This is a genomic window from Paraburkholderia phytofirmans, from assembly GCF_046028095.1.
Taxonomy (GTDB): Bacteria; Pseudomonadota; Gammaproteobacteria; order Burkholderiales; family Burkholderiaceae; genus Paraburkholderia; species Paraburkholderia phytofirmans_A.
This window is the reverse complement of record NZ_JAQQDJ010000003.1, coordinates 239,860-263,663: the sequence shown is the minus strand read 5'-3', so window position 1 is coordinate 263,663 and position 23,804 is coordinate 239,860. Positions and strand designations below refer to the sequence as shown.

The following is a 23,804-nucleotide window of genomic DNA, read 5'->3' as shown; positions in this document are numbered from 1 at the left end:
TGCGTCATAGTGCGGTTTTTGACGCACTGTGCAGAGGCAGCCAATGACCAGGAAGCAGCGCCCATGAGATCGTCCAGCGAGAATCTCTCTAGCGGTATCAGCGTATTCGCCGCCGTCGTCGATGCGGGGACGTTCGCGGCCGCTTCCGAATTGATGGGCATGTCGCCGCCCGGAGTCAGCCGGGCCATCGCTCGACTCGAACGGCGGCTGAAAACACGGCTTTTCAATCGGACGACTCGCGCCGTTTCCCTCACTGAAGAGGGTCGGCGCTTCTACGAGCAGGTCATGCCGCACTTGAGGGGCATGGAGGAAGCGGCCGCAGCCGCGGCAGGAGGCGCCGCGACAGTGCGCGGGAAGCTGCGGATCAATCTCGACCCGGTTTTCTCGCGAATTATTCTGGGCCCGAAGCTCGACGAATTCATGGACGCGCATCCTGAGCTCGAACTCGAACTCATTGCCAGAGATCAACTCGGCGACCTCGTCATGGACGGCTTCGATCTGGCCTTGCGATTTGGCGAACCACGCTCGTCCAGTCTGATTGCGCGAAAGCTCCTTGACACCGCGGTGGTCACCGTCGCATCGCCCTCGTACCTCGCTCGTATGGGGCGGCCGGCGGAGCCTCAGGAACTGGGTCGCGGAATGCACAGGTGCCTTGAATTCCGCAACCCGGATACCGGCAAACCGTATCCGTGGGAATTTCATCGCAAGCGCAAAAAGATTGTTGTCGAGACGCATGGACGGCTTACGGTGAACGATCCGAGCGCGCTCCTCAACGCGTGTCTGGCTGGCTCCGGCGTCGCGCAGATGCTTCTGCTCGGAGGCGGGCACCTGATCCGGGAGGGACGGCTCGTCAACCTGTTCCCGGACTGGCCGGACGAGCGCTTCCCGCTCTATGCGTACCATCCGTCGCGGCACCACACGCCGGCCAGGACAAGGGTATTTCTCGACTTTATCGTCGCGTTGACGAGAACGGGTTAGTCCAGATAGGCCGGTTAGCGGCAATACCTGGCGCTTAAGAACACTTAAGGAATCTCAAAGGAGGTTTACGCCGCGCAAGCCTATGATCGCTCAATCTAGGCGAGTGCAAGGAAGCGCGCGTGAAATCAAGGGCAACAACGGCGGATCTTGGACTGTTGTATTTACGAGTGACCGCGAGCCTGCTCGTTCTCGTGGTTCACGGCTTGCCGAAAGCCATGCACTACGCGAGCCAGGCGGCGGCGATCGAAGATCCATTTCATCTGGGCCGAACCGTGTCGATAGTATTCGCGATTTTCGCGGAAGTCATTTGTCCGCCGCTGATGATCCTCGGGATCGCGACACGGCTCGCTGCGTTGCCGATCCTCATCGTGACGGTGGTCGCGTTGGGCTTCGTCCATCGCGACTGGTCGCTGGCGGAAGGCCAGTTCGCGTGGATGCTGCTGATTCTGTTCGGCACGATCGCGATTGCCGGGCCGGGGCAGATCCGTTTCGGCGGCAAGGCGGAGCGGCGCGACGGCACAGCCCGATAGTATGTTGCGCTTTCGCGCGTTACTTCCTCAGCGCCGCGACCATCTTGATCTCGACTAACAACTCGGGACGCGCCAGCGATGCCACACCGAGAATCGTCCATGCGGGAAGTCGGAACGGATGTAACGCTCCTTCACCGCCCGGAAATCAGCGAGTTGTGACGCGATGTCCACGTGATACGAAACCAGTTCGACGAGGTCGGTGAAGTCGAGACCGATATTCTGAAGAATGACTTCGGCGCGCCTGAACGCCAAATCAATCTGCTCTTCAGCCGACTCCGGAATGGTCCCGTCCGCTCGCAATCCGACCTGCCCCGCAATGAAGACCAGACCGTTCGCAGACACGGCAGGCGAATACTGGAAGAGGTCGAAAATCTTATTGCCGCCGAACGTTGCATCGTCTTCGGGCAATCGCAGGCGCTCAATCTTGCTCATTTTTAACCTCGGTGAAGTTCGTGTTCTCGTGCAGCCAATTGACCCGACGAACAGCATCACAAGTCTAGACGCAATCGTGGTCCAACCTCGATGAAACCCGCGGACAGATAGAACGCAAGCGTTCGCGCCCAACGCGGTTGGCCAGGCGCGCCTACATCGAGTCGTTTCCATCCGCGCTCCTTGCCGAACCTCGCGGCTTCGCGCACCAGCGCCGCAGCCAATCCACCAGACCGGCATTCCGGTCGGACGTACAGCTCGGTAACCTGTCCGAAGGCACCGCCCGCGTAGATTGCCATGCCTTCTGTCATGAGCAGCACGCCCACCGGACTATCTCCTTCGAGCGCCAGATATCCAAAGCTGCGATCCGTTTGGGCCAGAACGGCTTCAGCGACACACACCCGGTCCGCGGGCTCAAGTTCGCCATTGTGAAGCTCTACTAGAAGCTCTTCCACAAGGCGCGCAACGGATCGCGCATCGGTCGGTGCAACAGGGCGAATACGCATCAGGGTAATCTCCTTTACTATCTCGCGCGGCGCGCCAAAAAGCCGTTGACGCGGCACTCATCCACGGCAATGCCTCATATAATGGCAACACGTCGTCATCTTCGAACTGCTCGTTCACTGAAGGCACCATGCCAAAAAATCAGAGTCAGCCATCCGCTGAGGAATCTCCGGACATCGAGGTAATAGAGAAGCAGACGGACCCTGCAGTAGAGAAAGTGTCCCGTGCTCTCGCTGCACAGATTCACGCCTTCCGAACCTCAGCGGGAATCGCCTCGGGCACACTCGCGAAAATGGCCGGCATTTCCCATTCGATGCTCTCGAGAATCGAAAAAGGCACGGCTACACCGTCTATAGAGACGCTTACGCGGCTCGCCAATGCATTGGGCAAACCCGTATCGCGCTTCTTTGTCGACCAGAGTGAGCGCCACGACTGCTCGTTCGTGCCTGCGGAACAAGGCGTGACTGTGGACCGGGAAGGCTCATCGTATGGCCACATCTATCGGCTCGTCGGCCACGTATTGTCGGGCAATCTTTCCGTGGAACCGTATGTCGTTACGCTCGACGAAAAGTCCCAGCCGTGGTCTACCCATCAGACAACGGGTATTCAGTTCCTTCACGTACTCGAAGGCAAGATGAAGTACCGATACGCCAATCGGCTCTATGACCTGAAGCCCGGCGACAGCCTGCTGTTCGACCCGAATGCGGCGCATGGTCCAGAAGAAATCGAGAGCGTACCGGTCAAGTTTCTCGCCGTGTTCTTCAACATTCGGGAATACAGCTAGAAAATAGAGCGCATACCCTGTCGCACGAGTCGGTTTATCGTTGCGACTGCTGCAGTTCCGCGAATTGCCTTGCCACCGCGCTCTCCCGGCTGGCGACAATCTCTCCCGCTCCAACACGCTCCCGGCCGTACACAATCCAGGCGTCATCGGGCGAGCCGATAGTGGCGTCCACTCGCAGCGTCTCCGGTTTCGAATCGAAATAGTACCGGTAGACCAGCGCGGAATCGCACTCTCCCTTCATCAGCCGTTCGAAAGCCACGGGAATCGAGACCGCGGGAAGCAGCTTTGAATATGCGCTGAGGTCCGCGTAATCATCGGTTGCAGGGGAAACAAGCGAGATGGTTTCCGGCTTGCCCACGTCCTTACGCGTGAGAATCGCCAATGTCTGACTCGGCGAGATGAAGGTGTCGACAACGAACCGTTCACGGAAGTTACTGCCCATCACACGCGGGGTATCGGGATGAACCGCGCATTGAATGAGATAGTCGATTTCGCCGGCGTCAAACGCGGCTAGCGCATCGTCGAAATTATCAAACAGTTTGACTTGCGCCTCGAGTCCGTGGAATTCGATGTAACGACGAGTCACATACTCGTGGTTCGTTCCGGATGGGCCGAGAGTGCCAAATCTGATTGTGGCCATGCGTTACTCCTTAAAATTCGCGCGTGTGGGGACGACGTTACGTATTCACTTGTGAATCATCTGACTGAGAAATCGCCTCGCTCGCTCCGTCTTCGGCGCGTCGAAGAATTGAGCGGGCTCGTTGTCTTCCACGATTTCCCCCTGATCCATGAACAGAATGCGGTCGGCCACGGCCCGTGCAAAGCCCATTTCGTGTGTGACGCAAAGCATGGTCATGCCGTCTTGCGCGAGCAGCGTCAGCGTGTCGAGCACCTCCCTGACCATCTCCGGGTCGAGCGCCGATGTTGGTTCATCGAGCAGCATGATGGTGGGCGACATGCAAAGCGCTCTTGCAATAGCCACCCGCTGCTGTTGGCCGCCGGAAAGCTGAGAGGGATATTTCCCCGCATGACTCGCCACGCGAACGCGTTCGAGCATTTCAAGGGCGCGTGTTTCGGCTTCTTTCCGCTTCAGGCCACGAACACGCATGGGAGCCAAAGTGCAGTTCTGCAGTACCGTCATGTGCGGGAACAGATTGAAATGCTGAAACACCATGCCGACATCGGCCCGTACCATGCGAACGTGTTTCACATCGTCGGTGAGTTTGATTCCGTCGACGTGGACATCGCCCGAGTCGTGCCTCTCCAGTCGGTTCATGCAGCGAATCAATGTCGATTTGCCGGAGCCGGACGGCCCGCACAGAACGATCTTTTCGCCTCGGCGGACATTCAGCGAAATAGAATTGAGTACATTGAATTCGCCGAAACTCTTCGAGAGTTCGTTGATGGATATTGCGAATTCGCCGTGCGGGATCGTATTCATAGCGAAAGTCCTGTGCATTGTCGTGCGGCTCAGGTGTCGAGCCGCGTGAGTGTCTGGGCGTGGAATGCCTGAGCCGCCGGGCTCTCCTTCCAGGCGACAACCTGGCCGTCGGACAGCCGCTTACGGCCATAGACAATCCAGGGGTCGTCGACCGTACCGATCCGCTCGTCGATTCTGAAGCGAGCAGGATTCTCGGTAGCAAGGGACGAGTACGTCAGACCGCTCTCGTATTTTCCCGAGAGCAGTCCATTCGCAACCGATGCTGTCGAGGTCTCCGGAATGAGCGTGAGTCCATCTGTATTGACATAGTCCCGCGTGGCCGGCTGAAGTGCGAGCGTGCGCGGTGTGTCGACGTCGACTCGAGTTACCACAGCCATGTCCTGGCTGGCGGAGACGAAGGCGTCGATGACAAAAAGCTGTTTGCGGTACTTCGCAACGATGTCCGCCGTCGAAGGATGAACTGCCACCTGCACGATATAGTCGGCATCACTGTCGATTACCATTCGTGCTGCGTCGTCAAAGCTCAACACCAGCGCCATCGACGCCCGTTCTTCCAGACCGTGATGTTGAATGTATCGGGCAGTCACGAACTCGTGATTGCTACCACTGGGTCCAAGTGTCAGAAACCGAAGCAATTTGTGTTTCTCCATTAACTTTGCTTAGTGGACTCGAGAGCGTGAGTGCACCTATATAAATGCGCCATAAGAGGACTAGGTTGCGTGAGCGTCTCCAGAATCTGAAGACTTCTGCATCGCCGCTTGCCTGGATTTCCGTGAATTGAGCACATTGACGTCCTTCCCTGTTCTGCGCGCAATGTTCAACTCGAGAATCCGAAACGCGTGCGAGAGGAAAAACGTCATCGCGAGATAGATCACTCCCGCGCCGACGAAGATCTCATAGGGCGCATAGGTTTCACTCACCAGCAGCTTCGACGTCCCCGTCAATTCCATGATGGTCACCGTCGATGCCAGCGACGTCGCCTTCAGGTTCAAAATCGTTTCATTCGCATAGGCCGGGATTGCAATACGAATGGCAATGGGCGCTTTGATGCGAGTGAGCATGGAAGCTCGACTCAAGCCTAGCGCCTCGGCAGCCTCGACGATACCTTTCGGTACGGCGGACAGCGCCCCCATCAGAATGCGCGCCGTATACGCGCCCGAATTCAATCCCAAGGCAATGACCGCGCAGGTGAATGGGTCACGCAAGAGCGGCCAGACTACGGAATATCGAACAAAGGAGAACTGGCCGAATCCGTAGTAGAGAAAGAACAATTGCACGAGAGCCGGCGTGCCGCGGAACGCGCCGATATAGAACTTGACGCTACCGCTCAGAACCCGGGAAGAACTCAATCCCACGAGCGCCGTGGGCACACCCACAATGAGACCCACTACGACGATGGCGACAAACAGCTCCAGCGTGACGGGCAAGGCAGCCAGCAGACGCGGAAAGCTCGAGATGAGCAATGAGAAATCAAACATGCGTCACCTCGCCAATGCGGTCGATGTCTTGCGACGAACCGTGCTGAAAACGTTTGTCATTGCGAAGCTGAGAACAAAGTACAGCACGCCGGCAACCAGGTAGAAGAAAAACGGGCGATTTGTCGCCTCGACTGCAAAGCCTGTTCGCCGCATCAAATCTTCCAGGCCGACCAGCGAGACCAGCGCAGTTTCTTTCAGCAATACGGTCAACTGATTGCCGAAAGCAGGCACGGCAAGCCGCCACGCCTGGGGCGCGATGACATGGACAAAGCTCCCGGCGCCCGTCAATCCGAGTGCCGCGGAGGCCTCGAACTGGCCGCGCGGCACTTCCAGAATTGCGCCCCGGAAGATTTCCGTCGCATAGGCCCCGAATACCAGCCCCAGCGACACGGCGCCTGCACCGAACGCATTGATTTCGATGGATCGGCCTAGCACATGAGAGAGAGTTGCGCTGCCGCCGTAGTACACCAGAAAAATGACCAGCAGGTCCGGAACACCTCGTATGGTGGTCGTGTATGCGCCGGCGAACTGCCTGAGAATCCGCATCGGCGACAGCTTGGCGGCTGCCATGAGAATCCCGATTACCGAGCCGATCGCCGTGGCCGCGAGTGCGACCAGCAGCGTCGTCAGCGCCCCTAGCAGAATGAGTCCGCCATAACCGTTCAGAGTGAAGTTGACCATGCTGGCTCCCGCATTACATCAGAGAGAAGGGGAAGTACTTCTTTCTGATCTGGTCGTAGGTGCCGTTCGCCATGATTGCGGCCAGCGCTGCGTTAATACGATTGCAGAGCTCACTGTCGTCGAGGCGAACGGCAATAGCGTTTCCGTCCCCGAGTACGCCGCCCTTGAATTCAGGTCCGATGAAAGCGAAGTCTTTCGAGTCGGGCCGTTTGAAGAAGTCGGAATAGAACGTCGCCTTATTACCAATGATGAGGTCGACACGGCCCGCGACGAGGTCCAGCTCCGGTTGACGGGTGTCGTCGTAAAGCACGAGCGAGGCCGCCTTGTCGTAGCCGTTGGCGACGAGCCACTGGTGTTGGGAGGAGCCGCGTTGAACACCGATGCGCTTGCCCTTCAGCGCCGCGGGAGAGACGTCCTTGATGCCGCTGTCTTTTGCCGCGATGAAACTGGACGTCGTGTCCTTGTACTTGTTGGTGAACAGAACCTGTTTGCGTCGCGCCGGCGTTGTCGACATCGACGCGACGATGGCGTCATACCGATTGGCCTGAAGGCCAGGAATGATGCCGTCCCATGCTTGCGCAACGATCTGGCATTTCAGCTTCATCTGCGCGCAAAGGGCATTCGCAATGTCCACGTCGAAACCCTGTAGCTGGCCCAAGGCGTCCTTGAAACTCCACGGCGGATACGTGCCCTCCGTAGCGACTCTCAGTGTGTCGCCGGCCGCAAAGGCAGGCGCCGACATGACCAGTGCTGCCGCCGTCAGCGCGCAACCGACCAATCCTTGAAAACGTCGAAACAGGGTGTGTGACATGGCAACTCTCTCGTCGCGATTGCTGCGCCCCGGGTAGTCCGTCGCATTAGAGAGAAAGGTAGTCGTTCGTTAATTTAACGTCAATATTTTAATTTTATGCAAATTCCCTAATCGGGTTTACCCGTGAATTGTCGTTCCGCGCGGCAGCCGGCCGTCACGGTTCGTGGTTGGATTCGGCCGCACATTCGCCCCGCAGAAGGTCGACGAATGCAGAGCAGGCGATCAGAAAGCTGACGACAGACGCGAGATGGCGCCGAATGCGGAACCCGGCGTCTGTCGAAGGTATATTCACCAGATGGCTCAATCGAATTACAGATTCTTGGCTCTACCGACCAGGCCGTGCGCGGGGTATCGTGAGCGTCGTTCCTCATGGAGACGCCTATGCCCGCCTCGCTTCGCTTCGTTCACCTCTACACGCCCGATTCGCTGCTCCCCGCATTCGACGTCATGCGCCAGCTGCGCCCGCATCTCACCGACGCGCATTCGTTCGCCGCGCGGGTGGCCAGACAGCATGCCGAGGGCTATCGCCTGCTCGCTGCGTCGGACGCGGGCGGCATCGTCGGCCTCGCCGGTTATCGCACGTTGACTAATTTGCTGTACGGCCGCTTCGTCTATGTCGACGATCTGGTGGTGGATGGCAAGCTGCAGCGTGACGGCATCGGCGCGCAATTGCTCGACGCGGTACGGCAGATTGCGCGCGAAGCCGGCTGCGCGCAATTCGTGCTCGACACGGGTCTGCACATGCCGCTTGCGCAGCGCTTCTATTTCCGCAATGGGCTGCTCGCGCGAGGCATGCACTTCGTCGAACCCCTCGCCCCTCTTTCCCCTGCTGGCGCGTTCACGTCATGAGAATCTTGCTGATCAATGCCAGCCCGCATGGTGAAGCGAGTCACGGCTACCGTTTCGCCGACGAAATCGTCGGCATGCTGCGCGGGCACGCCGCACCCGCTGCATCGGCCATCACCGTGGTCGAACGCGACCTGGCAGCGCCGCCGCTGCCGCCGATCGCCCGCGACTATGCCCGCGCCATCACGTCGCGCACGCCGGATACGGCGCATTTCGATGTCTCCGAGCAACTGATCGGTGAAATCGAAGCGACTGATGCGCTCATCATCAACACGCCGATGCACAACTTCACGGTGCCGGCAGCGCTCAAGCTGTGGATCGATTACACGTTGCGCATTCATCGCACGTTCGCCTCGACGCCGGACGGCAAGGTTGGACTGATGCGCGACCGGCCGACCATCGTGATCGTCGGCTCGGGCGGTGTGCATAGCGGCGAACGCGCGCGGCAGCCGGATTTCCTGACCCCGTATCTGCGCTACGCGCTCGGCTCGATCGGTATTCACAGCGTGCAGTTTCTTCTTTTGCAGGGGCTTGTGATGGGCGAAGCGACGGTGGCCGAAGCGCTCGATGCGGCGCGCGTCCAGCTTACCGGCGACGCAGTGTTCGCCTCGCTTGCTGCGCAGGCGTCCGGATGCGCGAAGACGGCGGCGGGTAGCTCTGCACGGAGCGTATGACGCACGCCGGACTAAACGCGATGCCACAGCGCTCCTGTCGCATCGTGCGAAGGCGTGCCGCACCGTGCTGCGTCAATTCGAAATCCGCACACATGTCCCGTGCTTCAACCGTCCAGACACGCGCGCAATGTTCGCGCGAGACGGCCTGCCTGGCGAGTTCAACGGTGCCGCGGGCTGTTGTGTTCAGCTGTGTCGCAAGGCCGCGCAGCGCGGGCACGCGATCGCCGGGACGTAGATGCCCCGCGGCGATCGCGGTTCTGAAACGCTCGCAGATCTGCAGATAGATCGGCAACTGCTGCCGGTCGATTTCAATGGTCAAAGCGGGAGTCGGAACAGTCATGACGGTCTCGCGGACAAGGGAAGCAGCAAACGATTTGTACTAGTCGGATCGTCGATTCCTGGCACTTTTCGATCGACCATGATTCTTCCACAATGGCCTCACGCGATGAGACGGCGGCGAACACTTTCGCGCGATACGACACTCGCCGGGCGCCCCGCGTTCATTTACTCTCATCTGGAGAATTTGCCATGAAAATCGTCGTAATCGGTGGGTCCGGCCTGATTGGATCGCGTCTTGTCACGCTGCTTGGCGAAGCAGGCCATGAAGCGCTCGCTGCGTCGCCGCGTACCGGTGTCAACGCTGTGACGGGCGAGGGCCTGAACAACGCGCTATTGGGCGCGGACGTCGTCGTGGATGTGACCAACGCGCCGTCATGGGAGCCGCAGGCGGTACTCGACTTCTTCCGCACTTCGGCGCGCAATCTTGGCAAGGCCGAAGCGGCCGCGGGAGTGCGCCATCACGTGGCGCTCTCCATCGTCGGCTGCGAACGCTCGCCGGAGAACGCGTATTTCGCGGCCAAGGTCGCGCAGGAGGAATTGATCCAGGCAGCGGGCGTGCCGTACACGATCGTGCGTGCGACGCAATTCATGGAGTTCATCGGCGGCATCGCGGATTTCAGCACGGTCGACGGCACGGTGCGTATCGGCGAAGGACTGTTTCAACCAATCGCCGTGGACGATGTCGTGGCAAACCTCGCGCAGGTCGCGCTCGCTGCACCGCAAAACGGCAAGGTCGAGATTGCCGGCCCGGACCGCGCCCCCTTCGCGGAGATCGTCTCGCGTTATCTGAAGTCGGTAGGCGACGCGCGCCCGGTGGTAACGGATCGCGATGCGCTGTATTACGGCGGCCGCGTCGAGGAACAATCGCTCGTGCCGCTCGGCGATGCACGGATTGGCCGCGTCAGTCTCGACCAGTGGCTCGCGCGGGCCAAGAACGGTTGATTGCGGGTTTAAGCGAAACCTGAATCAACGTGTCCGCGTTTAGTCCTGATTGGAGCCGTTGGCCCGATCGGCGCCTAAGTCAAACAATCCATTTTCCGGCTGAAGCATGAGCAAGTCTCACAAGGTTGTCGTCGTTACCGGCGCGTCGCAAGGCATCGGTGCCGAAGTCGTCAAGGCGTTTCGCAAGCTCGACTACCGCATTGTCGCGAACTCACGGTCGATCAAGCCATCGGACGACGCGAACATCCTCTGCATCGCAGGCGATATTGGTGACCCGGCAACCGCCCGTCGTGTCATTACCGAAGGCGTCGCGCGATTTGGCCGGATCGACACGCTGGTGAACAACGCCGGCATTTATATCGGCAAGCCTTTCACCGAACACACCGCGCAAGACTACGCCGCGGTGGTGAACGTGAATATGACGGGCTTTTTCTACATCACGCAGCTCGCCATCGCCGAAATGGAAAAGCATTCGAGCGGCCACGTGGTTAGCGTAACCTCCAGCACCGCCGAAAACGCGATCAGTGGCGGCTACTCGGTACTGGCAGCCCTGACGAAGGGTGGTTTGAACGCCGCCACGAAGTCGCTGGCGATCGAGTACGCGAGGAAAGGAATTCGCGTGAATGCCGTCGCGCCGGGGATCATCAAGACGCCGATGCATGCGCCGGAAACCCATGAAGCGCTGGGCGCCTTCCATCCGCTCGGGCGCATGGGCGAGACGAGCGATATCGCCGATGCGATTCTGTTCCTTGATTCCGCACCGTTCATCACGGGAGAAATCCTGCACGTCGACGGCGGCCAGAGCGCCGGTCGTTAAATTTATCGGCACCGCAAGACGGTGCCCTTTCGTTTTGCCAGCCACTTCCTGAGCCGGCCCCAGTTGCGCAAATCTGCGGGCGGAGAAAAGGGACGTGAGGAATTTCGCTCATTGCCCTTGACTTCCATTTAGATGATGACTAACATCTAAATCAACAGATCGTCTTGGAGCCAGCACTATCATGAGGAAATCGAGGGTCGAAACCGCCGAGACCCGGCAGCGAATCGTCGACGTTGCAGCCCGCAAGTTTCAGCTCAACGGCATCAACGCGACGGGCCTAGCCGATGTCATGTCTGAAGCCGGGCTCACACACGGTGGCTTTTACCGGCACTTCGAATCCAAAGATCAGCTGGTTGCCGAGGCCTGCGCAAGTGCGGTGACAAACATCGTCGCTACGCTGGAAGAAGTAGCCAGCGAGAGCGACGTCGAAGATGGTTTTCGGGCCATCGTCGACCGTTATGTATCGACCAGCCACCGCGACAACGTCTCGGGCGGCTGCCCGCTCGCGGGAATGGGCAGCGAGTTGTCCCACGGCGACGAGAACACTCGTGCGGCCGCCTCTCAAGGCTTCCGCGAGCTCGTTGAAGTCGTCGCGAAGCGCCTGGATCCTCAGCGGTCGGAGTCAACGGAGTCGAAGGCCGTCTTCGCCGTAACGGCGATGATCGGCGCCATCACCATGTCCCGCATTCTCACTGACAGCGACGCTTCGGCGTCGGTTCTTCAGCAAGTCAAGCAACATCTCGACGCGATCTAGGCGATTGATCATCACGACCATCGCCTGAACATTTATCCGTTTGTGTGCATATACACATAAAGTTGAGAGACGTACATATTGCTGCCAGATCAGGCATCGATATGCGCCGCCCCCCGGCACTCGCCAAGAGTGCGCATACCTTGAGAATGGAGCATCGACATCATGCAACAACGCAACTATCTGGTAACAGCCGCCGCTGGCAAGACTGGCGTGCACACAGTCCGTCACCTCCTTGAAGGCGGTCACGGCGTTCGCGCCCTTGTCCACAAGGAGGACGAAAGAAGTGCAGCGCTTCGGAAGGCCGGCGCCGAAGTCATCGTGGGCGATCTTCTGGAACACGACGATGCGATACGCGCCACGGAAGGCGTATCGGGCGCCTATCTCTGCTATCCCGTGCGTCCGGGGTTCATTCAGGCAACCGCATACTTCGCGGATGCTGCGCGGCGCGCAAATCTCGACGTCGTGGTGAACATGTCGCAGATTTCCGCTCGCGAGGACTCGAAGAGTCACGCCGCCCGTGATCACTGGATCGCAGAACGTGTTCTGGACTGGTCGGGCGTGTCGACCGTCCACCTCCGCCCGACATTCTTCTCGGAATGGCTGACGTTTCCGTGGGTCCGCGACCCCATCGTGAAAGAAGGAAAGATTGCGCTTCCTTACGGCAACGGGCGCCATGCACCGATCTCCGCCGAAGACCAGGCGCGAGTGATCGCCGCGATTCTCGCTCAGCCGTCAACGCATATCGGCAAGACATATCCGCTGTACGGCCCCGTCGAACTCAGCCAGCAAGATATCGCCAAGGCAGTCGGCAAAGTGTCGGGTCGCAAAGTCGTCTACAGCCCGACAGGCATCGAAGACTATCGCAAGCATCTGGAAACATACGATCTGCCCGAATTCATGATTCAGCATTTTCTGGAAGTGGCAGTCGACTACCAGAACGGCATCTTCGCGGGTACCAACGACGTTATCGAAAAGATCACCGGACAAGCGCCGCAAACAATCGACGCATTTGTCGCCGCCAACCGCGAGGCGTTCCAGTAAGCGCATTGTTCAGCCTGAATCGTTAGAAGGAACCGCTATCATGAAACTCACCGGAAATACTATCTTCATCACCGGCGCCACCTCGGGTATCGGTCGGGCACTTGCAGAGGCGTTTCACCGTAAGGGCAACAAGGTGATCGTCAGCGGACGCCGCAAGGCCTTGCTGGCTGACGTCTCCAAAGCAAATCCGGGCATCGACACCGTCGAGCTCGATGTCACTGACCCGGCGCAAATTCAAAGTGTCGCGAATGAGTTGATCACGAAATATCCGTCGCTCAATGTCGTCATCAACAATGCGGGAATCATGCCGTTCGACGATGTGGCTGGCCCCTTCGACGACGCGCAGGCGGTTCATTTAATCAACACCAATCTGCTGGGGCCGGCGCGGATCAGCGGTGCATTTGTTGAACACCTCAAGACACAACCGCAGGCGGTCATCATCAACAATAGCTCGGTTGTCGCGTACATTCCGATCGCAACGGCGGCACTCTACTCTGCAACCAAGGCCGCCATTCACTCGTACTCCCTGTCCCAGCGCTTTGCATTGCGCGAGACCTCCGTTCGCGTATTGGAGATTGCTCCGCCGTGGGTTGACACGGACCTTGTCCATAAGAGCGGCGATCCGCGAGCGATGCAAGTCGAGCCGTTCATCGCGGAGACAATGGCGCTTCTCGAAAGCGCGACGACTGAAGTCGTCGTAGAAGCCGCCAGGCAGTTGCGGACCAGTGCGGGGCCGAACGAGCACGGCATCGTGGATTATTTCAACCAGATGATTTTAGATAACCCTCTGCCGACTCCCTGAAGGACGTCGTATCCGCAGCCCGCGACGTGCCGCGCTGAATTCCCGCACAACCTATCCACCGAAAACGATCAATCCTCCGTGTTTCGGGTGAAATCGGCGGGTACGGCCGGGCCCCACAAGTACAGCGAGTCCTCCGGAGGAAAGTCGCCGGCTGGCCACGTATGACCCGCCGACACGAAATCGATATCCGCCGAGTACTCGCAAAACGACCCCCACGGGTCCTGAACATAGTGGAAGTAATTCGAACCGAGAACATGCCGGCCGGTCCCCCAACCTTTCGAGTACCCGGCTGCCGCCATTTGCGCCGCGCCCTCGCCAACGACGTCGACGTTATCGACATCCCACGATGAATGGTGCCAGCCGCGCGTGTGGCTTTTGGCGAAGGCCACGAGATGATGGTCGCAACCGTGCGGTGCGTGCGTGAAGGCGATCAGGTCCTGCGATTTGTCCGACAGGCGCAGACCGAGCGCCTGCTCATAAAAATCGACCGCGCGCAGCACGTCCGGCGTGAATAGTAAAACGTGAGAAAGCCGACGCGGCTTGACATGCCGCACTTCAGAACGCGTGCAAGCGCCGCGCATGTCGGCAATCGCGCCTTTGCTCGCGCTGACGATCTTGCTGTCGGGACTCGTTTTCGGGCCGATCGCGACCTGAATCAGATTGCCGTCCGGGTCGTGAAACGAGAAAGCCGAGTCATCGTTACCATCTGCGGAAGAGATCAACTCGGCGCCCGCCGCTGCAGCCTGGTTGCGTAACGCGCGTAAATCCCGCTCATAACAGTTGAACCGCAAATAGGCCAACGACTTTCGATCGGCAGCCAAAACACGTGCCCAACGGTGCCCATCCTCGGCCCGAAGTTCGAGTTCCTGACGAGGTGGGCCCGCTTTCGTGACATCCAGGCCAAAGGCGTCGAAGAATCGCTGCGCTTCTGCGAGCGACGGCACGTTGAGCGCGAAGTGATCGATTGAGTGCACGCCGGCTCGGGACCGCTGCGTCGCTACAGTTTCCGTCATGACAACCTCCTTGGGACGGACTCGCTTTCGTCGAAGCCGGCGATCCGTCCATATGGCAGCTCAGGCCAACTGTTCATCGACAATTTCGTTGCGCAGCGTGCCGATGCCTTCGACGCTGACTTCGCAGACATCGCCGTGCTTCATCAGCAGTTTAGGCGTGCGCGCCCAGCCAATGCCCGATGGCGTGCCCGTCACGATCACGTCGCCCGCTTCCAGCGTAATCGCCTCGCTCAAAATGCTGATCAGGCTGGCGATGTCGAACACCATATCGTCGGTGCTGGCCGACTGCACGAGTTCCCCATTCAGACGCGTCTCGAGTCGCAAGCCCTTGGCGCCGGCAGGCAGTTCATCCGCCGTGACGAGATCGGGACCGAAGGCGCCGGTCCCATCGAAATTCTTGCCGACCGTCCATTGCGGCGATTTGAACTGGTACTCGCGCACCGAACCGTCGTTGAAAAGCGCGTAACCCGCGACACACGACAGCGCGTCTTCCTTGCTGATATACCGGCCGCCCTTGCCTAGCACCGCGGCGATCTCGCCTTCGAAGTCGAGCGAATCGGACGCGGCCGGCCGGATCATCGGCTGCTGATGCGCAATCAGGCTCGTGTGAATGCGGAAGAAGATCGTCGGATAGTCCGGTTGTTCGTATTGGCTCTCTTTGGTGTGGTCGGAATAGTTCAGGCCGATGCAAATGATCTTCGGTGGACGCGAAAGCGGCGGCAGGAAAGTGAGGCCTGCCGCGCTGAGCATTTCGTCGCTCGCATGATCTCGCCCATAGGTAGCGAGGTCGACACCCTGCGCGAGCAGAGATCCGAGCGAGACTTCACCGATCACGCGAATATCGCTACCCTCGCGCACGCCGAGACACGATTTCCCGTCTTTAACAAACGACACATAGCGCATACCAAACTCCAGAACATTGAAATAGAAAAAGCGTGGACTCTTACCGCGTGATGGGCAACGCATGTTGTTGAAGCCACGCTGCGAAGGCATGGCAAATCTCGTCGTTGGCACGGCGCGCCGCCGCCGAAGCGCCGAAGAATGCAAGGAACGGATGGAACATGTCGTCGAACCGATGTATCTGTACGGGAACGCCGGCAGCCTCGAGACGTTCCGCGTAGGCAAGTCCTTCTTCGCAAAGCGGGTCATGGCCGGCCAAGGCGATCACCGCGGGCGGCAACCCGGCAAGGTCGGCGGCATGCAAGGGCGACGGCGGAAACGCTCCGGCTCGCATCGCGTTTGCGCCCATGTAAAGCCGCGAGATATCGCGCAGGTCCGACGGCGACAGCATCGGAAAATCGCGCCGCGTCGCTTCGATCAGCGATGTGTCGCGTGAAAGGTCGACACCCGGCACCATGAGCAGTTGCGCCGCGAGTCGCTCGCCTCGCTCTCGCCGCTCACGCAGCGTGATAGCGGTCGAGGCGGCGAGATTGCCGCCCGCACTTTCGCCCGCCACCGCAACGCGTGTGGGATCGCCTCCTAACGCCGACACGTTGCGGATGGCCCATAGCGTGGCGGTCACCGCGTCGTCGTGCGCGGCGGGAAACGGATGCTCCGGCGCGAGCCGGTAATCGACCGATACGACGACGGCGTTCATGTCACGGCAGAGTTTGCGTGCGATGTCGTCCATCAGTTCGACGCTGCCGAGTACGAACCCGCCACCGTGAAAGAACACCACCGTTGCGAGACCCGGCCGCGCGTCCAGCGGACGATAAACGCGCACCGGCACATGGGCGCCGTCGAACCCGGCGAGCGCGTCTTCCACCGCACCGACGACAGGCACGCCGAAACGCTCGCGCGTGCTCATGACGGCGCGCCGCATCCGCTCACGAGCCTGCTCGGGCGTGCCGGAAAACGGCGGCGGTGCGTGCGCGGCGCGCATGGCCGACACGATGTCGGCCAGTTCGGGATCGAGCGTGCGCAAGGGTGAATGCGAGTCGGTGGCGTCTCTCATTGCAGTCCGAGGATGTATTGTTGCGAAGCAAACGCGCGCTGCCGCAGCGCATCGAGATCGACATTCAGCATGCGGCCATGTCGCTTCACCTCATGCCCTGCGACGAACACGGTGTCCACGTTGCCCGGATGCGCCGCCAGCACGACGGCCCCCACCGCGTCGGAAACCGGCGTGAGATTGAGGTCGTCGCCGCGAATCATGATGATGTCCGCCTGCTTGCCCGGCGTGAGCGAACCGACCTTGTGGTCCAGACCGTTCGCGCGCGCACCGGCGAGCGTGGCGAACTCGAGCACGTCGCGCATCGACAGCGTGGGCGGTGCGCTCGCCACCTTCGAGTGGTTGCCGCCCATCCACGATCGGTAATAGGCGAACGCATGCCGCATCTGCGTGAACATGTCGCCTGAGCATTTCGTTTCTGTGTCGCCGCTCAGGCTGGGCCGAATGCCTACCGCGAGCAGCCGATCCAGCGGAATGTCGCCGATGCCCTGCGCGTTCAGTTCGCAGTGGACGCCGAGCGAGGCGCTGACGCCCGCATCGGCCATCATCGCGATCTCGTCCGCGCCGCAGAAACAGCAATGCACGAAGGTGAGGTCGTCGTTCAATACGCCCGCGTCATGCATCTGCGCGATCGCCCTCACGGATGCGTTGCGCGCATAAGCGCCCATGTGGATCGTCGAGCGTATGTCGAGTTCGCGGGCGAGACGCAGATCGGCAAGCCATACGTCGCGCCGGGCCATCTCGGGGCCGCGTGCCGCCATCGCCAGCGTGAGCAGTTGATCGTCCGACGAGAAGAACCGTTCGCGGATGCGGCGAATGTCATCGGGGTGGCCGCGCTGGCTGTCGAACATCCACGAAGCGCCGTCGACCAGCGGCCAACCGTGGGCGAAGACGCCGCGAATGTTGGCGTCGTGCAGGCCCATGATCGCCGCGTCCGAATGCTCCGGACGGTTCTGCACGTGCGACCAGTCGAGCATGGTGGTGATGCCGCCGTCCAGTGCCGAGACGGCGCCGAGCAGCGTACCGACGTAGACATCCTCCGGCCGGAATGCGGCGCCTTTGGCGCCCAGCATCTCCGCGAAGTAGATTTGCGGATCGATATCCGCATAGCGATGGCGCACGCAGGTTTGCCATGTATGGCGATGCGTATCGACAAAGCCGGGCAGCACGATCATGCCGCTGGCGTCGATACGCTCGACATCGTTGGCGTCGATGCGGGGCTCGACGGCAACGATGTCTTGCCCTTCGATGAGAACGTCGCCGGTGCGTAAGTCGCCGATGGTCTCGTCCATACTCAGGACCCAGCCACCTGTCAGCAGAATTCGTCGTTCGTTCATGATGTCACCGCTTCAGCCATTTACCGATTTGCGCTTCTACATCGCCCGCACGCGCCAGCTCGGTGCTCGCCCATGCGACGTAGCCATCGGGCCGTACCAGCAGGCTCTTTACGCCCTCCATCGACGCCGGAATATGCGCGGCTCGCGCCTGCAATACCGTGACCGGCAAACCGGTTACGTGGAGCGCCGCGAACTGGCGGCCGAAGCCCTCGAGATCGAGCAGCACGAAGTGTCGGCAGCGAAGCGTTTCAGTTACCGAAACGGAGCGGCCATCGGGCATCAGCAGATCGAAATCAGGGCAACGCCGGCCAGTTAATGAATGGCTATTCGTGTCGCGTGGATAAGGCGCTTCGAGGCCGCACAGTTCGAGCACGAGTTTGCGCTGCACATCGGGCAGCGGCACGATGTGCTCCTGCATACGACGCTTGAGGGCCACCGCCTCCGGTTCGAAATTGAACTGCAGCGCGCACTGCGCCTTCACGCTATCGAGCAGTGCATGCATGACGGGCAGCCGTTCTGCGTTGTAGGTGTCGAGCGTGGCCGCTTCGGCCACGCCATTAATGACATTGGCGAGTTTCCAGCCGAGATTGAAGGCGTCCTGCAGACAGAAATTCATGCCCACGCCGCTCGCCGGGTAGTGAACGCGCGCGGATTCGCCAACCAGGAAAGCGCGGCCCTGGCGCAGGCTCGGCACCGCACGCATCTGATCGTCGAAACGTGAGGCCCAGCGATAGCCCTCTATGCCGTAGTCCGTACCGTGCACATCACGGATGCATTGCAACGCTTCTTCTAGCGTGACGGGCTCGTCCTTCGGCGCATGGCGGCGGTCGCGGTGCACGATATTGAATCGGGTAATTCCTTCACCGAACGTGTAGCCGCGCACCCAACCCATTTCGTTGTCGATGTTGATCCGCCCGCCCGGCCACGGCGCTTTGAGTTCGGCATCGAGCACGATGCCGCGGAACGTGCCCGAACGGCCTTCGAACGGCAAGCCGATTTTCGAGCGGACGATACTGCGGCCGCCGTCGGCACCGACCAGGTATTGCGCGCGCAGTGTCGAGACGACGCCCGACGCATCGGCCACCTCGACCTCGACGCCGTCCGCATGCTGACGGACGTCCTGGACATCGGCGCCGCGCTGTACCTGAACGCCCATTTCGATCGCCCAATCCCACAGCACTTCTTCTGTCAGGTTTTGCGGAAGGCCCAACGTAAAACCGAAGCGTGTTTCCAGATACTTCCAGTCGATCGGATGGAACCCGGCCCAGATATGTGACGGACGGAACGGGTAGTCGGCGATCTTGCGCGTTTTTTCGATGAACCTGTCCGCAATCCCGCGCGCATCGAACAGCTCCAGCACGCGTGGCAAGATCGTGCCGGCGCGTGACTGGACGCCTTCCGTGCGGCGCTCGAGCACCAGTGTGCTGACACCCGCGCCAGCCAGTTCCGCGGCTACCGTCAGGCCCGACGGACCGCCGCCGACCACTATGACATCCCACTGCATCGTATTTCTCCATCTACTGTGTGGATAGGGATCCGTTACCGCGATCCTTTTGCTCCGGGTGCGTCCAAGTCCCAATGGCCAAAGCGCCGGACGAGGACAACAACCGCTCGACTCAAAAAAGATGCGTCATCCCGACTTCGAGTTCGAGTTGCCGCGACGTCGACGCCGGCGCCTGATTGCGCAGCACCGCCAGTTGACCGCTGCCCGCCAGTTGCAGCACGCTGAGTGCGTACAGGCTCGTGCGTTTCGACAGTGCGTAGTCGAGGTGCGCATGAAGCTGGTTCCATTTGTAGGTATCCAGCTTCGTGTATGAATAGCCGCCGCCGATGCGCATTTGCGTCGTGATGTACTTGTAGGCGCCGACATCGACCGTCTGTGCCGTTTCCGATTGACCTGCGGCCGTCAGATGCGTGTAGCTGTAGTTGCCCATCACACGCACGGTATCGCCCGAGTAGGCCACGCCGACTGTCGTTGTGTTCTGGTTCTGGCTGACCGTTCGCGTGGGGTTTGCCGCGAAGTTGATGCCGTACAACTGGCTCACGCCCAGCCTCGTATAAGGCGCGTACGGCACGCCATCGACCGACTCCCACACCAGCACCGACTGGAACGGGCCACTCGTGAAACTGGCCTCGGCGCCGACGGTGCGTCCCGTGTTGGTTGTCGAGCCCGGTTGGCCGAAACCGTATTGAGCGCCGAACTGAAGCGCGCCGCCGAATACCGGCGACTTGTACTTGATCAGGTTGTTCAGCGAATTGCCGACGGTCCGGTCCAGATTGCCGGGATGGGTCGCCAGAAAAGACGTGTAGCGCTCCGACGTGAACGGAACCAGGTCGGCAAGCAGGTCGTACATCGACCCGAGAGTCAGCGTGCCCGCCCGGTTGGATTTAAGGCCGATGTAGCTCTCGAATGGCGTGCTGGTGCCGTTGTTGAGAAAGGCATACTGGCTCAGCCGAAAGAATGCGGACGAATCCGTGTCCAGCTCCTCTCTGCCCGAAATTGCCCAGAACGGCACGGCGTGGGTTCCGGTCATCTGATAAAGACTTCCGCCTTTGCCCGCATTGGTGCTGTATGCAATGCCCGTTCCGAGCAGTCCGGATAGCGTCACGCTCGATTGTGCATATGCGGTGCCTGATATCGCCATATACATAGCCATACTAATTAATAGTCCTGGTTTCATTGCCACGTCTCCTCGCCTCCTCCATAAACCCCGTTCATCTACGACCGCTATCGCTGCGGCTCACAACACGAACAGGGGCGTGCCGATTGTCGTATCGGAGGGGCGTTCTGAACGCCCTCCCCGGTTCGATCATTTGAAATTCAACGCGCGTCGCCGATGTGAACAGCCAGAGCGACCGGGTCGCCTGCAAGATCGCGCCGGCCGACATGGCGGTACAACGCGACGGCGGCGAAGAACGCAACCGCGCCGGCGACGGCGAAGACCGACGCCATCGCGCGCGGCAACGCGTCGGCGCTGCCGGCGAACACGTGCTGGCTGACGAGCGCAATCACCGTGGGCGAGCCGCCTTGTCCGATGAGTCCATTGAGAACCAGCACGATTGCCATGACCGCGCCGACTATCGATGCAGGCGCCACTTTCGCGACGACCGTCGAGGTAACCGCCATGAACGTCCACGAGAACAGCACGACCATCGCATCGACGACCCAGAACGCGGTCACTGAATCGATCAGGCACATCGTGACGGTCAGCGTCGTGACCGCGATCGTGACGAACACGCCGACAAGCGCGACACCCGAGAGGCTCCGGCCTTCTTTCAGATCCATCGCCATGCCGGCGAGCCACAGACCGAGCGGCCCCATCGTCAGTAACAGGCCGCCCTGCATCAGGCCGATTTCACGCAGTCCGAGATGGAAGCGGCGCGCGGTCATCGTCGGCATCCAACTGCCAAGTCCAAAAGTAATCATCGCGTTGAATACGGCGAAGATGAACAGCGGCACAAAGATCGCCCGATTGGCGACAAGATAGCGGGCGACGCCCGACAGGCTGCGACTCGCGGCCAAGCCGCTCTCGTGCTGCCGCCCCGGTTCTCTCGCGAGAAAAATCAGAAGACTCATCGGGAGACCGACGACGCCAATCAGAAATAACGTGATTTGCCAGGGCGACACCGCGCCGACGAAGGGCATCGACCGGATACCCGACAACTGAATGGCGCCCAGAAGCGGGCCACCCAGCACGAGCGACAATCCCGTTCCAAGCATCAGCGACATCGTGTACACCGACAACGCGCGCGCCCGCCGCTGTTCGTCGACGCCGTCGCGAATCAGCGAGTAGGAAGACGGCGGAATCAATGCCTCCGCGCCACCGACGATGATTCGCGCCACGAGAAGCGCCACGAATGCCGACGCGATCGCATTGGACGCCACCGCGAGCGACCAGACCGCCACGCCCAGGGCGACCACGACACGCCGGTTGAATCGATCCGCCAGCCAGCCTGCCGGCAAGCCGATCACGATGTTGGAGACAGCAAACGCCGCGCCGATCAGGAGGCTGATCTGCACGTCGCTCGCAGCGAAGTCGCGTTGAATCGGCCCCGCCATCAGGACGAGAATGTTCTTGTCGATCTGGGCCAGCATGCTGATCACGGTCAGGCAGGCAACCAGCACCCACTGCCGCGAAACCGGCTGGCGGTTACGGTCTTCCTCCATATTTCCTGTCTCCGAAGATGATGTGCGTGCCACGCAGGGCCGTTGTTTGGCTCAAGTATAAATTTCTCGAGACATTTACAGAATTTATTGTTTAAATGCGGAACATTGATACGGTAAAGATCGGGCGAATATGCGCTTCAACAAACTGGATCTCAATCAACTGGTCGTGCTCGATGCGATCCTGGCCACGCGCAGCGTGGGCCGCGCGGCCGAGCGACTATTTCTCAGTCAACCGGCGACGAGTTGCTCACTCGCGCGTTTGCGCGAGTATTTCGAAGACGAGCTTCTGGTGCCCGTAGGAAAGACCCAGGTTCTGACGCCGCTGGCGAGCGAACTGGTCAAACCGGTCCGGGAAGTTCTGCTGCAAATTCAAACCATCACGCGCGCCAGACCGACGTTCGATCCGGCGACATCGACACGGCGATTCACGATCGAATCGTCCGACTACGTGATCAGCGTGTTTCTTTCCGAAGTCGTGAGAAGAGCAGCGACACTCGCGCCTTTGATGCAGTTCGACCTGAGAGCGATCAGCCCGCAATCGCCGGAGCATCTCGAAGGCGGCGAGGTCGAGTTGCTTATCGCGCCGGAATTCAACAACGTCGCGGGGCATCCAGCCGAGATACTGTTCGAAGACACGTTCTCGTGCCTGGTCTGCACCGACCATCCGGTGAAGGGCAGCACGATTACCGCCGACCAGTATTTCGAACTGGCGCATGTGGGTGTCGAATGGGGCGGCGGCAGGCGAGTGACCTATGATGCGCGCATGATTTCCACAGGCAAACGTGTTCGCCGGCAGGACGTGATTTCGCCGACCTTCACGCTCGTGCCGGAACTACTCCTCGGCACGTCGAGAATCGCCACGCTGCCGACGCGATTGGCCTTGCAGATGGCGCAGCGATTCCCACTCCGAATCCTGCCATGTCCGATCAAGATTCCGACGTTCGCGGAGAAAGTCCAGTGGCACAAATATCAGGAACGCGATCCGGCGATCTCATGGCTGCGCACGCTGCTGAGGGAAACGGCACGTGATCTGCCGGCGGTCGAAGCGGCCGGCACTGGCGAGAAGGCGTCCGGCAAACCAACGCGACGCCGCGGTACGGCGCGAGTTTGACTGCATTGTGCATGCATCGTTGTGACGATGTTGGTTCTCACCTCGATGAGGATAGATGGCCGAGGTGGTTCGCGTGCCCCCGGCCGATCCAGGCAAATGTCTGTCTACGCTTCAACAATCGTCGCGTCATAGTCTTCATCGACGAAAGCCACAAGAAACTCTTCCGGCATCAACCACGAATCAACGCTGACCGTCTTCGCGTCAATGTCCACGTTGACCTTCGCGTCAGCGTCGACGGTCCTCATCGCGTGTTCGATAGCCGGAACATCGTCAGAGCGAATTTCATCTTTAACCGAGAATTTCATTTTTCATTTCTCCAGTAGATAACGTTTATATAAACTGCCGCCACCACCTGTTTCGCGTTCGACGAAAC

The 23,804-nt window shown here is 60.1% G+C and carries 27 protein-coding genes and 1 pseudogene; 11 read left to right on the top strand and 17 right to left on the bottom strand.

Annotated elements, in window-relative coordinates; translation table 11 throughout:
- The first annotated feature begins 63 nt into the window (after nucleotides 1–63).
- Nucleotides 64–978, top strand: coding sequence for a LysR family transcriptional regulator (locus PQR54_RS10105; protein ID WP_408245245.1), 915 nt, complete (start codon nucleotides 64–66; stop codon nucleotides 976–978).
- Nucleotides 979–1,097: 119 nt separating this feature from the next.
- The gene (locus PQR54_RS10100; RefSeq protein WP_408245244.1) at nucleotides 1,098–1,508 is read left to right on the top strand and encodes a DoxX family protein; all 411 of its coding nucleotides are present in this window, start codon (nucleotides 1,098–1,100) and stop codon (nucleotides 1,506–1,508) included.
- Between the two features lie 54 nt (nucleotides 1,509–1,562).
- On the opposite strand, the gene PQR54_RS10095 is transcribed toward PQR54_RS10100, so the two are convergent.
- Nucleotides 1,563–1,940 (bottom strand): Rid family hydrolase, encoded by a 378-nt coding sequence (locus tag PQR54_RS10095; RefSeq protein ID WP_408245243.1) that lies wholly within the window; start codon nucleotides 1,938–1,940, stop codon nucleotides 1,563–1,565.
- A 56-nt stretch (nucleotides 1,941–1,996) separates the two neighbouring features.
- On the bottom strand, nucleotides 1,997–2,443 hold the full coding sequence (locus PQR54_RS10090) for a GNAT family N-acetyltransferase (RefSeq protein ID WP_408245242.1): 447 nt from the start codon (nucleotides 2,441–2,443) through the stop codon (nucleotides 1,997–1,999).
- Nucleotides 2,444–2,571: 128 nt separating this feature from the next.
- On the opposite strand from PQR54_RS10090, the gene PQR54_RS10085 reads away from it, so the two are divergent.
- Complete coding sequence (locus tag PQR54_RS10085) at nucleotides 2,572–3,225, top strand: helix-turn-helix domain-containing protein (RefSeq protein ID WP_408245241.1); 654 nt, start codon at nucleotides 2,572–2,574, stop codon at nucleotides 3,223–3,225.
- A 34-nt stretch (nucleotides 3,226–3,259) separates the two neighbouring features.
- Here PQR54_RS10085 and PQR54_RS10080 read toward each other — a convergent pair whose 3' ends face one another.
- From PQR54_RS10080 to PQR54_RS10055, 6 genes are read right to left on the bottom strand one after another with little or no spacing between them, the layout of a single operon-like run.
- Complete coding sequence (locus PQR54_RS10080; RefSeq protein ID WP_408245240.1) at nucleotides 3,260–3,865, bottom strand: hypothetical protein; 606 nt, start codon at nucleotides 3,863–3,865, stop codon at nucleotides 3,260–3,262.
- A 45-nt stretch (nucleotides 3,866–3,910) separates the two neighbouring features.
- Nucleotides 3,911–4,666 (bottom strand): amino acid ABC transporter ATP-binding protein, encoded by a 756-nt coding sequence (locus tag PQR54_RS10075; protein WP_408245239.1) that lies wholly within the window; start codon nucleotides 4,664–4,666, stop codon nucleotides 3,911–3,913.
- A 29-nt stretch (nucleotides 4,667–4,695) separates the two neighbouring features.
- The gene (locus tag PQR54_RS10070) at nucleotides 4,696–5,316 is read right to left on the bottom strand and encodes a type 2 periplasmic-binding domain-containing protein (protein ID WP_408245238.1); all 621 of its coding nucleotides are present in this window, start codon (nucleotides 5,314–5,316) and stop codon (nucleotides 4,696–4,698) included.
- Between the two features lie 60 nt (nucleotides 5,317–5,376).
- Nucleotides 5,377–6,144, bottom strand: coding sequence for an ABC transporter permease (locus tag PQR54_RS10065; protein ID WP_408245237.1), 768 nt, complete (start codon nucleotides 6,142–6,144; stop codon nucleotides 5,377–5,379).
- A 3-nt stretch (nucleotides 6,145–6,147) separates the two neighbouring features.
- Nucleotides 6,148–6,825, bottom strand: coding sequence for an ABC transporter permease (locus PQR54_RS10060; RefSeq protein WP_408245236.1), 678 nt, complete (start codon nucleotides 6,823–6,825; stop codon nucleotides 6,148–6,150).
- A gap of 13 nt (nucleotides 6,826–6,838) precedes the next feature.
- Nucleotides 6,839–7,636, bottom strand: a complete 798-nt coding sequence (locus PQR54_RS10055) for a transporter substrate-binding domain-containing protein (RefSeq protein WP_408245235.1) — start codon at nucleotides 7,634–7,636, stop codon at nucleotides 6,839–6,841.
- A 381-nt stretch (nucleotides 7,637–8,017) separates the two neighbouring features.
- Between PQR54_RS10055 and PQR54_RS10050 the strand changes: the two genes are divergently transcribed.
- Both PQR54_RS10050 and PQR54_RS10045 read left to right on the top strand, forming a co-directional pair.
- Nucleotides 8,018–8,485 carry a GNAT family N-acetyltransferase gene (locus tag PQR54_RS10050; RefSeq protein WP_408245234.1) on the top strand — a complete coding sequence of 156 codons (468 nt, stop codon included), beginning with the start codon at nucleotides 8,018–8,020 and terminating at the stop codon, nucleotides 8,483–8,485.
- Nucleotides 8,482–9,156: an FMN-dependent NADH-azoreductase gene (locus PQR54_RS10045; protein ID WP_408245233.1), complete on the top strand. Its 675-nt coding sequence runs from the start codon at nucleotides 8,482–8,484 to the stop codon at nucleotides 9,154–9,156. Before PQR54_RS10050 ends, PQR54_RS10045 begins: the two co-directional genes overlap by 4 nt.
- 151 nt (nucleotides 9,157–9,307) lie before the next feature.
- On the opposite strand, the pseudogene PQR54_RS10040 reads toward PQR54_RS10045, so the two are convergent.
- Nucleotides 9,308–9,496: pseudogene (locus PQR54_RS10040) on the bottom strand (GntR family transcriptional regulator); the annotation flags it as partial.
- A gap of 188 nt (nucleotides 9,497–9,684) precedes the next feature.
- On the opposite strand from PQR54_RS10040, the gene PQR54_RS10035 reads away from it, so the two are divergent.
- The 5 genes from PQR54_RS10035 (at nucleotide 9,685) to PQR54_RS10015 (ending at nucleotide 13,851) form a co-directional block, all read left to right on the top strand.
- On the top strand, nucleotides 9,685–10,437 hold the full coding sequence (locus tag PQR54_RS10035; RefSeq protein ID WP_408245232.1) for an SDR family oxidoreductase: 753 nt from the start codon (nucleotides 9,685–9,687) through the stop codon (nucleotides 10,435–10,437).
- A 106-nt stretch (nucleotides 10,438–10,543) separates the two neighbouring features.
- Nucleotides 10,544–11,254, top strand: coding sequence for an SDR family NAD(P)-dependent oxidoreductase (locus tag PQR54_RS10030; protein ID WP_408245231.1), 711 nt, complete (start codon nucleotides 10,544–10,546; stop codon nucleotides 11,252–11,254).
- A 181-nt stretch (nucleotides 11,255–11,435) separates the two neighbouring features.
- Complete coding sequence (locus PQR54_RS10025; RefSeq protein WP_408245230.1) at nucleotides 11,436–12,008, top strand: TetR/AcrR family transcriptional regulator; 573 nt, start codon at nucleotides 11,436–11,438, stop codon at nucleotides 12,006–12,008.
- A 162-nt stretch (nucleotides 12,009–12,170) separates the two neighbouring features.
- A complete protein-coding gene (locus PQR54_RS10020) occupies nucleotides 12,171–13,049 on the top strand; it encodes an NmrA family NAD(P)-binding protein (protein ID WP_408245229.1) in 879 nt (292 codons plus the stop codon).
- A 40-nt stretch (nucleotides 13,050–13,089) separates the two neighbouring features.
- On the top strand, nucleotides 13,090–13,851 hold the full coding sequence (locus PQR54_RS10015) for an SDR family oxidoreductase (protein ID WP_408245228.1): 762 nt from the start codon (nucleotides 13,090–13,092) through the stop codon (nucleotides 13,849–13,851).
- Nucleotides 13,852–13,919: 68 nt separating this feature from the next.
- On the opposite strand, the gene PQR54_RS10010 is transcribed toward PQR54_RS10015, so the two are convergent.
- The 7 genes from PQR54_RS10010 to PQR54_RS09980 form a co-directional block, all read right to left on the bottom strand.
- Nucleotides 13,920–14,864, bottom strand: coding sequence for a VOC family protein (locus PQR54_RS10010; RefSeq protein WP_408245227.1), 945 nt, complete (start codon nucleotides 14,862–14,864; stop codon nucleotides 13,920–13,922).
- Nucleotides 14,865–14,924: 60 nt separating this feature from the next.
- Nucleotides 14,925–15,767, bottom strand: a complete 843-nt coding sequence (locus PQR54_RS10005; protein ID WP_408245226.1) for a fumarylacetoacetate hydrolase family protein — start codon at nucleotides 15,765–15,767, stop codon at nucleotides 14,925–14,927.
- Between the two features lie 40 nt (nucleotides 15,768–15,807).
- A complete protein-coding gene (locus PQR54_RS10000; protein WP_408245225.1) occupies nucleotides 15,808–16,818 on the bottom strand; it encodes an alpha/beta hydrolase in 1,011 nt (336 codons plus the stop codon).
- Complete coding sequence (locus PQR54_RS09995; RefSeq protein ID WP_408245224.1) at nucleotides 16,815–18,152, bottom strand: amidohydrolase family protein; 1,338 nt, start codon at nucleotides 18,150–18,152, stop codon at nucleotides 16,815–16,817. Before PQR54_RS09995 ends, PQR54_RS10000 begins: the two co-directional genes overlap by 4 nt.
- 4 nt (nucleotides 18,153–18,156) lie before the next feature.
- Nucleotides 18,157–19,731 (bottom strand): FAD-dependent oxidoreductase, encoded by a 1,575-nt coding sequence (locus PQR54_RS09990; RefSeq protein WP_408245223.1) that lies wholly within the window; start codon nucleotides 19,729–19,731, stop codon nucleotides 18,157–18,159.
- Between the two features lie 37 nt (nucleotides 19,732–19,768).
- Nucleotides 19,769–20,797, bottom strand: a complete 1,029-nt coding sequence (locus PQR54_RS09985; protein ID WP_408245222.1) for a porin — start codon at nucleotides 20,795–20,797, stop codon at nucleotides 19,769–19,771.
- A 176-nt stretch (nucleotides 20,798–20,973) separates the two neighbouring features.
- Nucleotides 20,974–22,320, bottom strand: coding sequence for an MFS transporter (locus tag PQR54_RS09980; RefSeq protein WP_408245221.1), 1,347 nt, complete (start codon nucleotides 22,318–22,320; stop codon nucleotides 20,974–20,976).
- 130 nt (nucleotides 22,321–22,450) lie between these two features.
- Here PQR54_RS09980 and PQR54_RS09975 point away from each other — a divergent pair, with 130 nt between their 5' ends.
- Nucleotides 22,451–23,431 carry a LysR family transcriptional regulator gene (locus PQR54_RS09975; RefSeq protein ID WP_408245220.1) on the top strand — a complete coding sequence of 327 codons (981 nt, stop codon included), beginning with the start codon at nucleotides 22,451–22,453 and terminating at the stop codon, nucleotides 23,429–23,431.
- Between the two features lie 104 nt (nucleotides 23,432–23,535).
- On the opposite strand, the gene PQR54_RS09970 is transcribed toward PQR54_RS09975, so the two are convergent.
- A complete protein-coding gene (locus PQR54_RS09970; protein ID WP_408245219.1) occupies nucleotides 23,536–23,736 on the bottom strand; it encodes a copper chaperone in 201 nt (66 codons plus the stop codon).
- Between the last annotated feature and the right edge of the window lie 68 nt (nucleotides 23,737–23,804).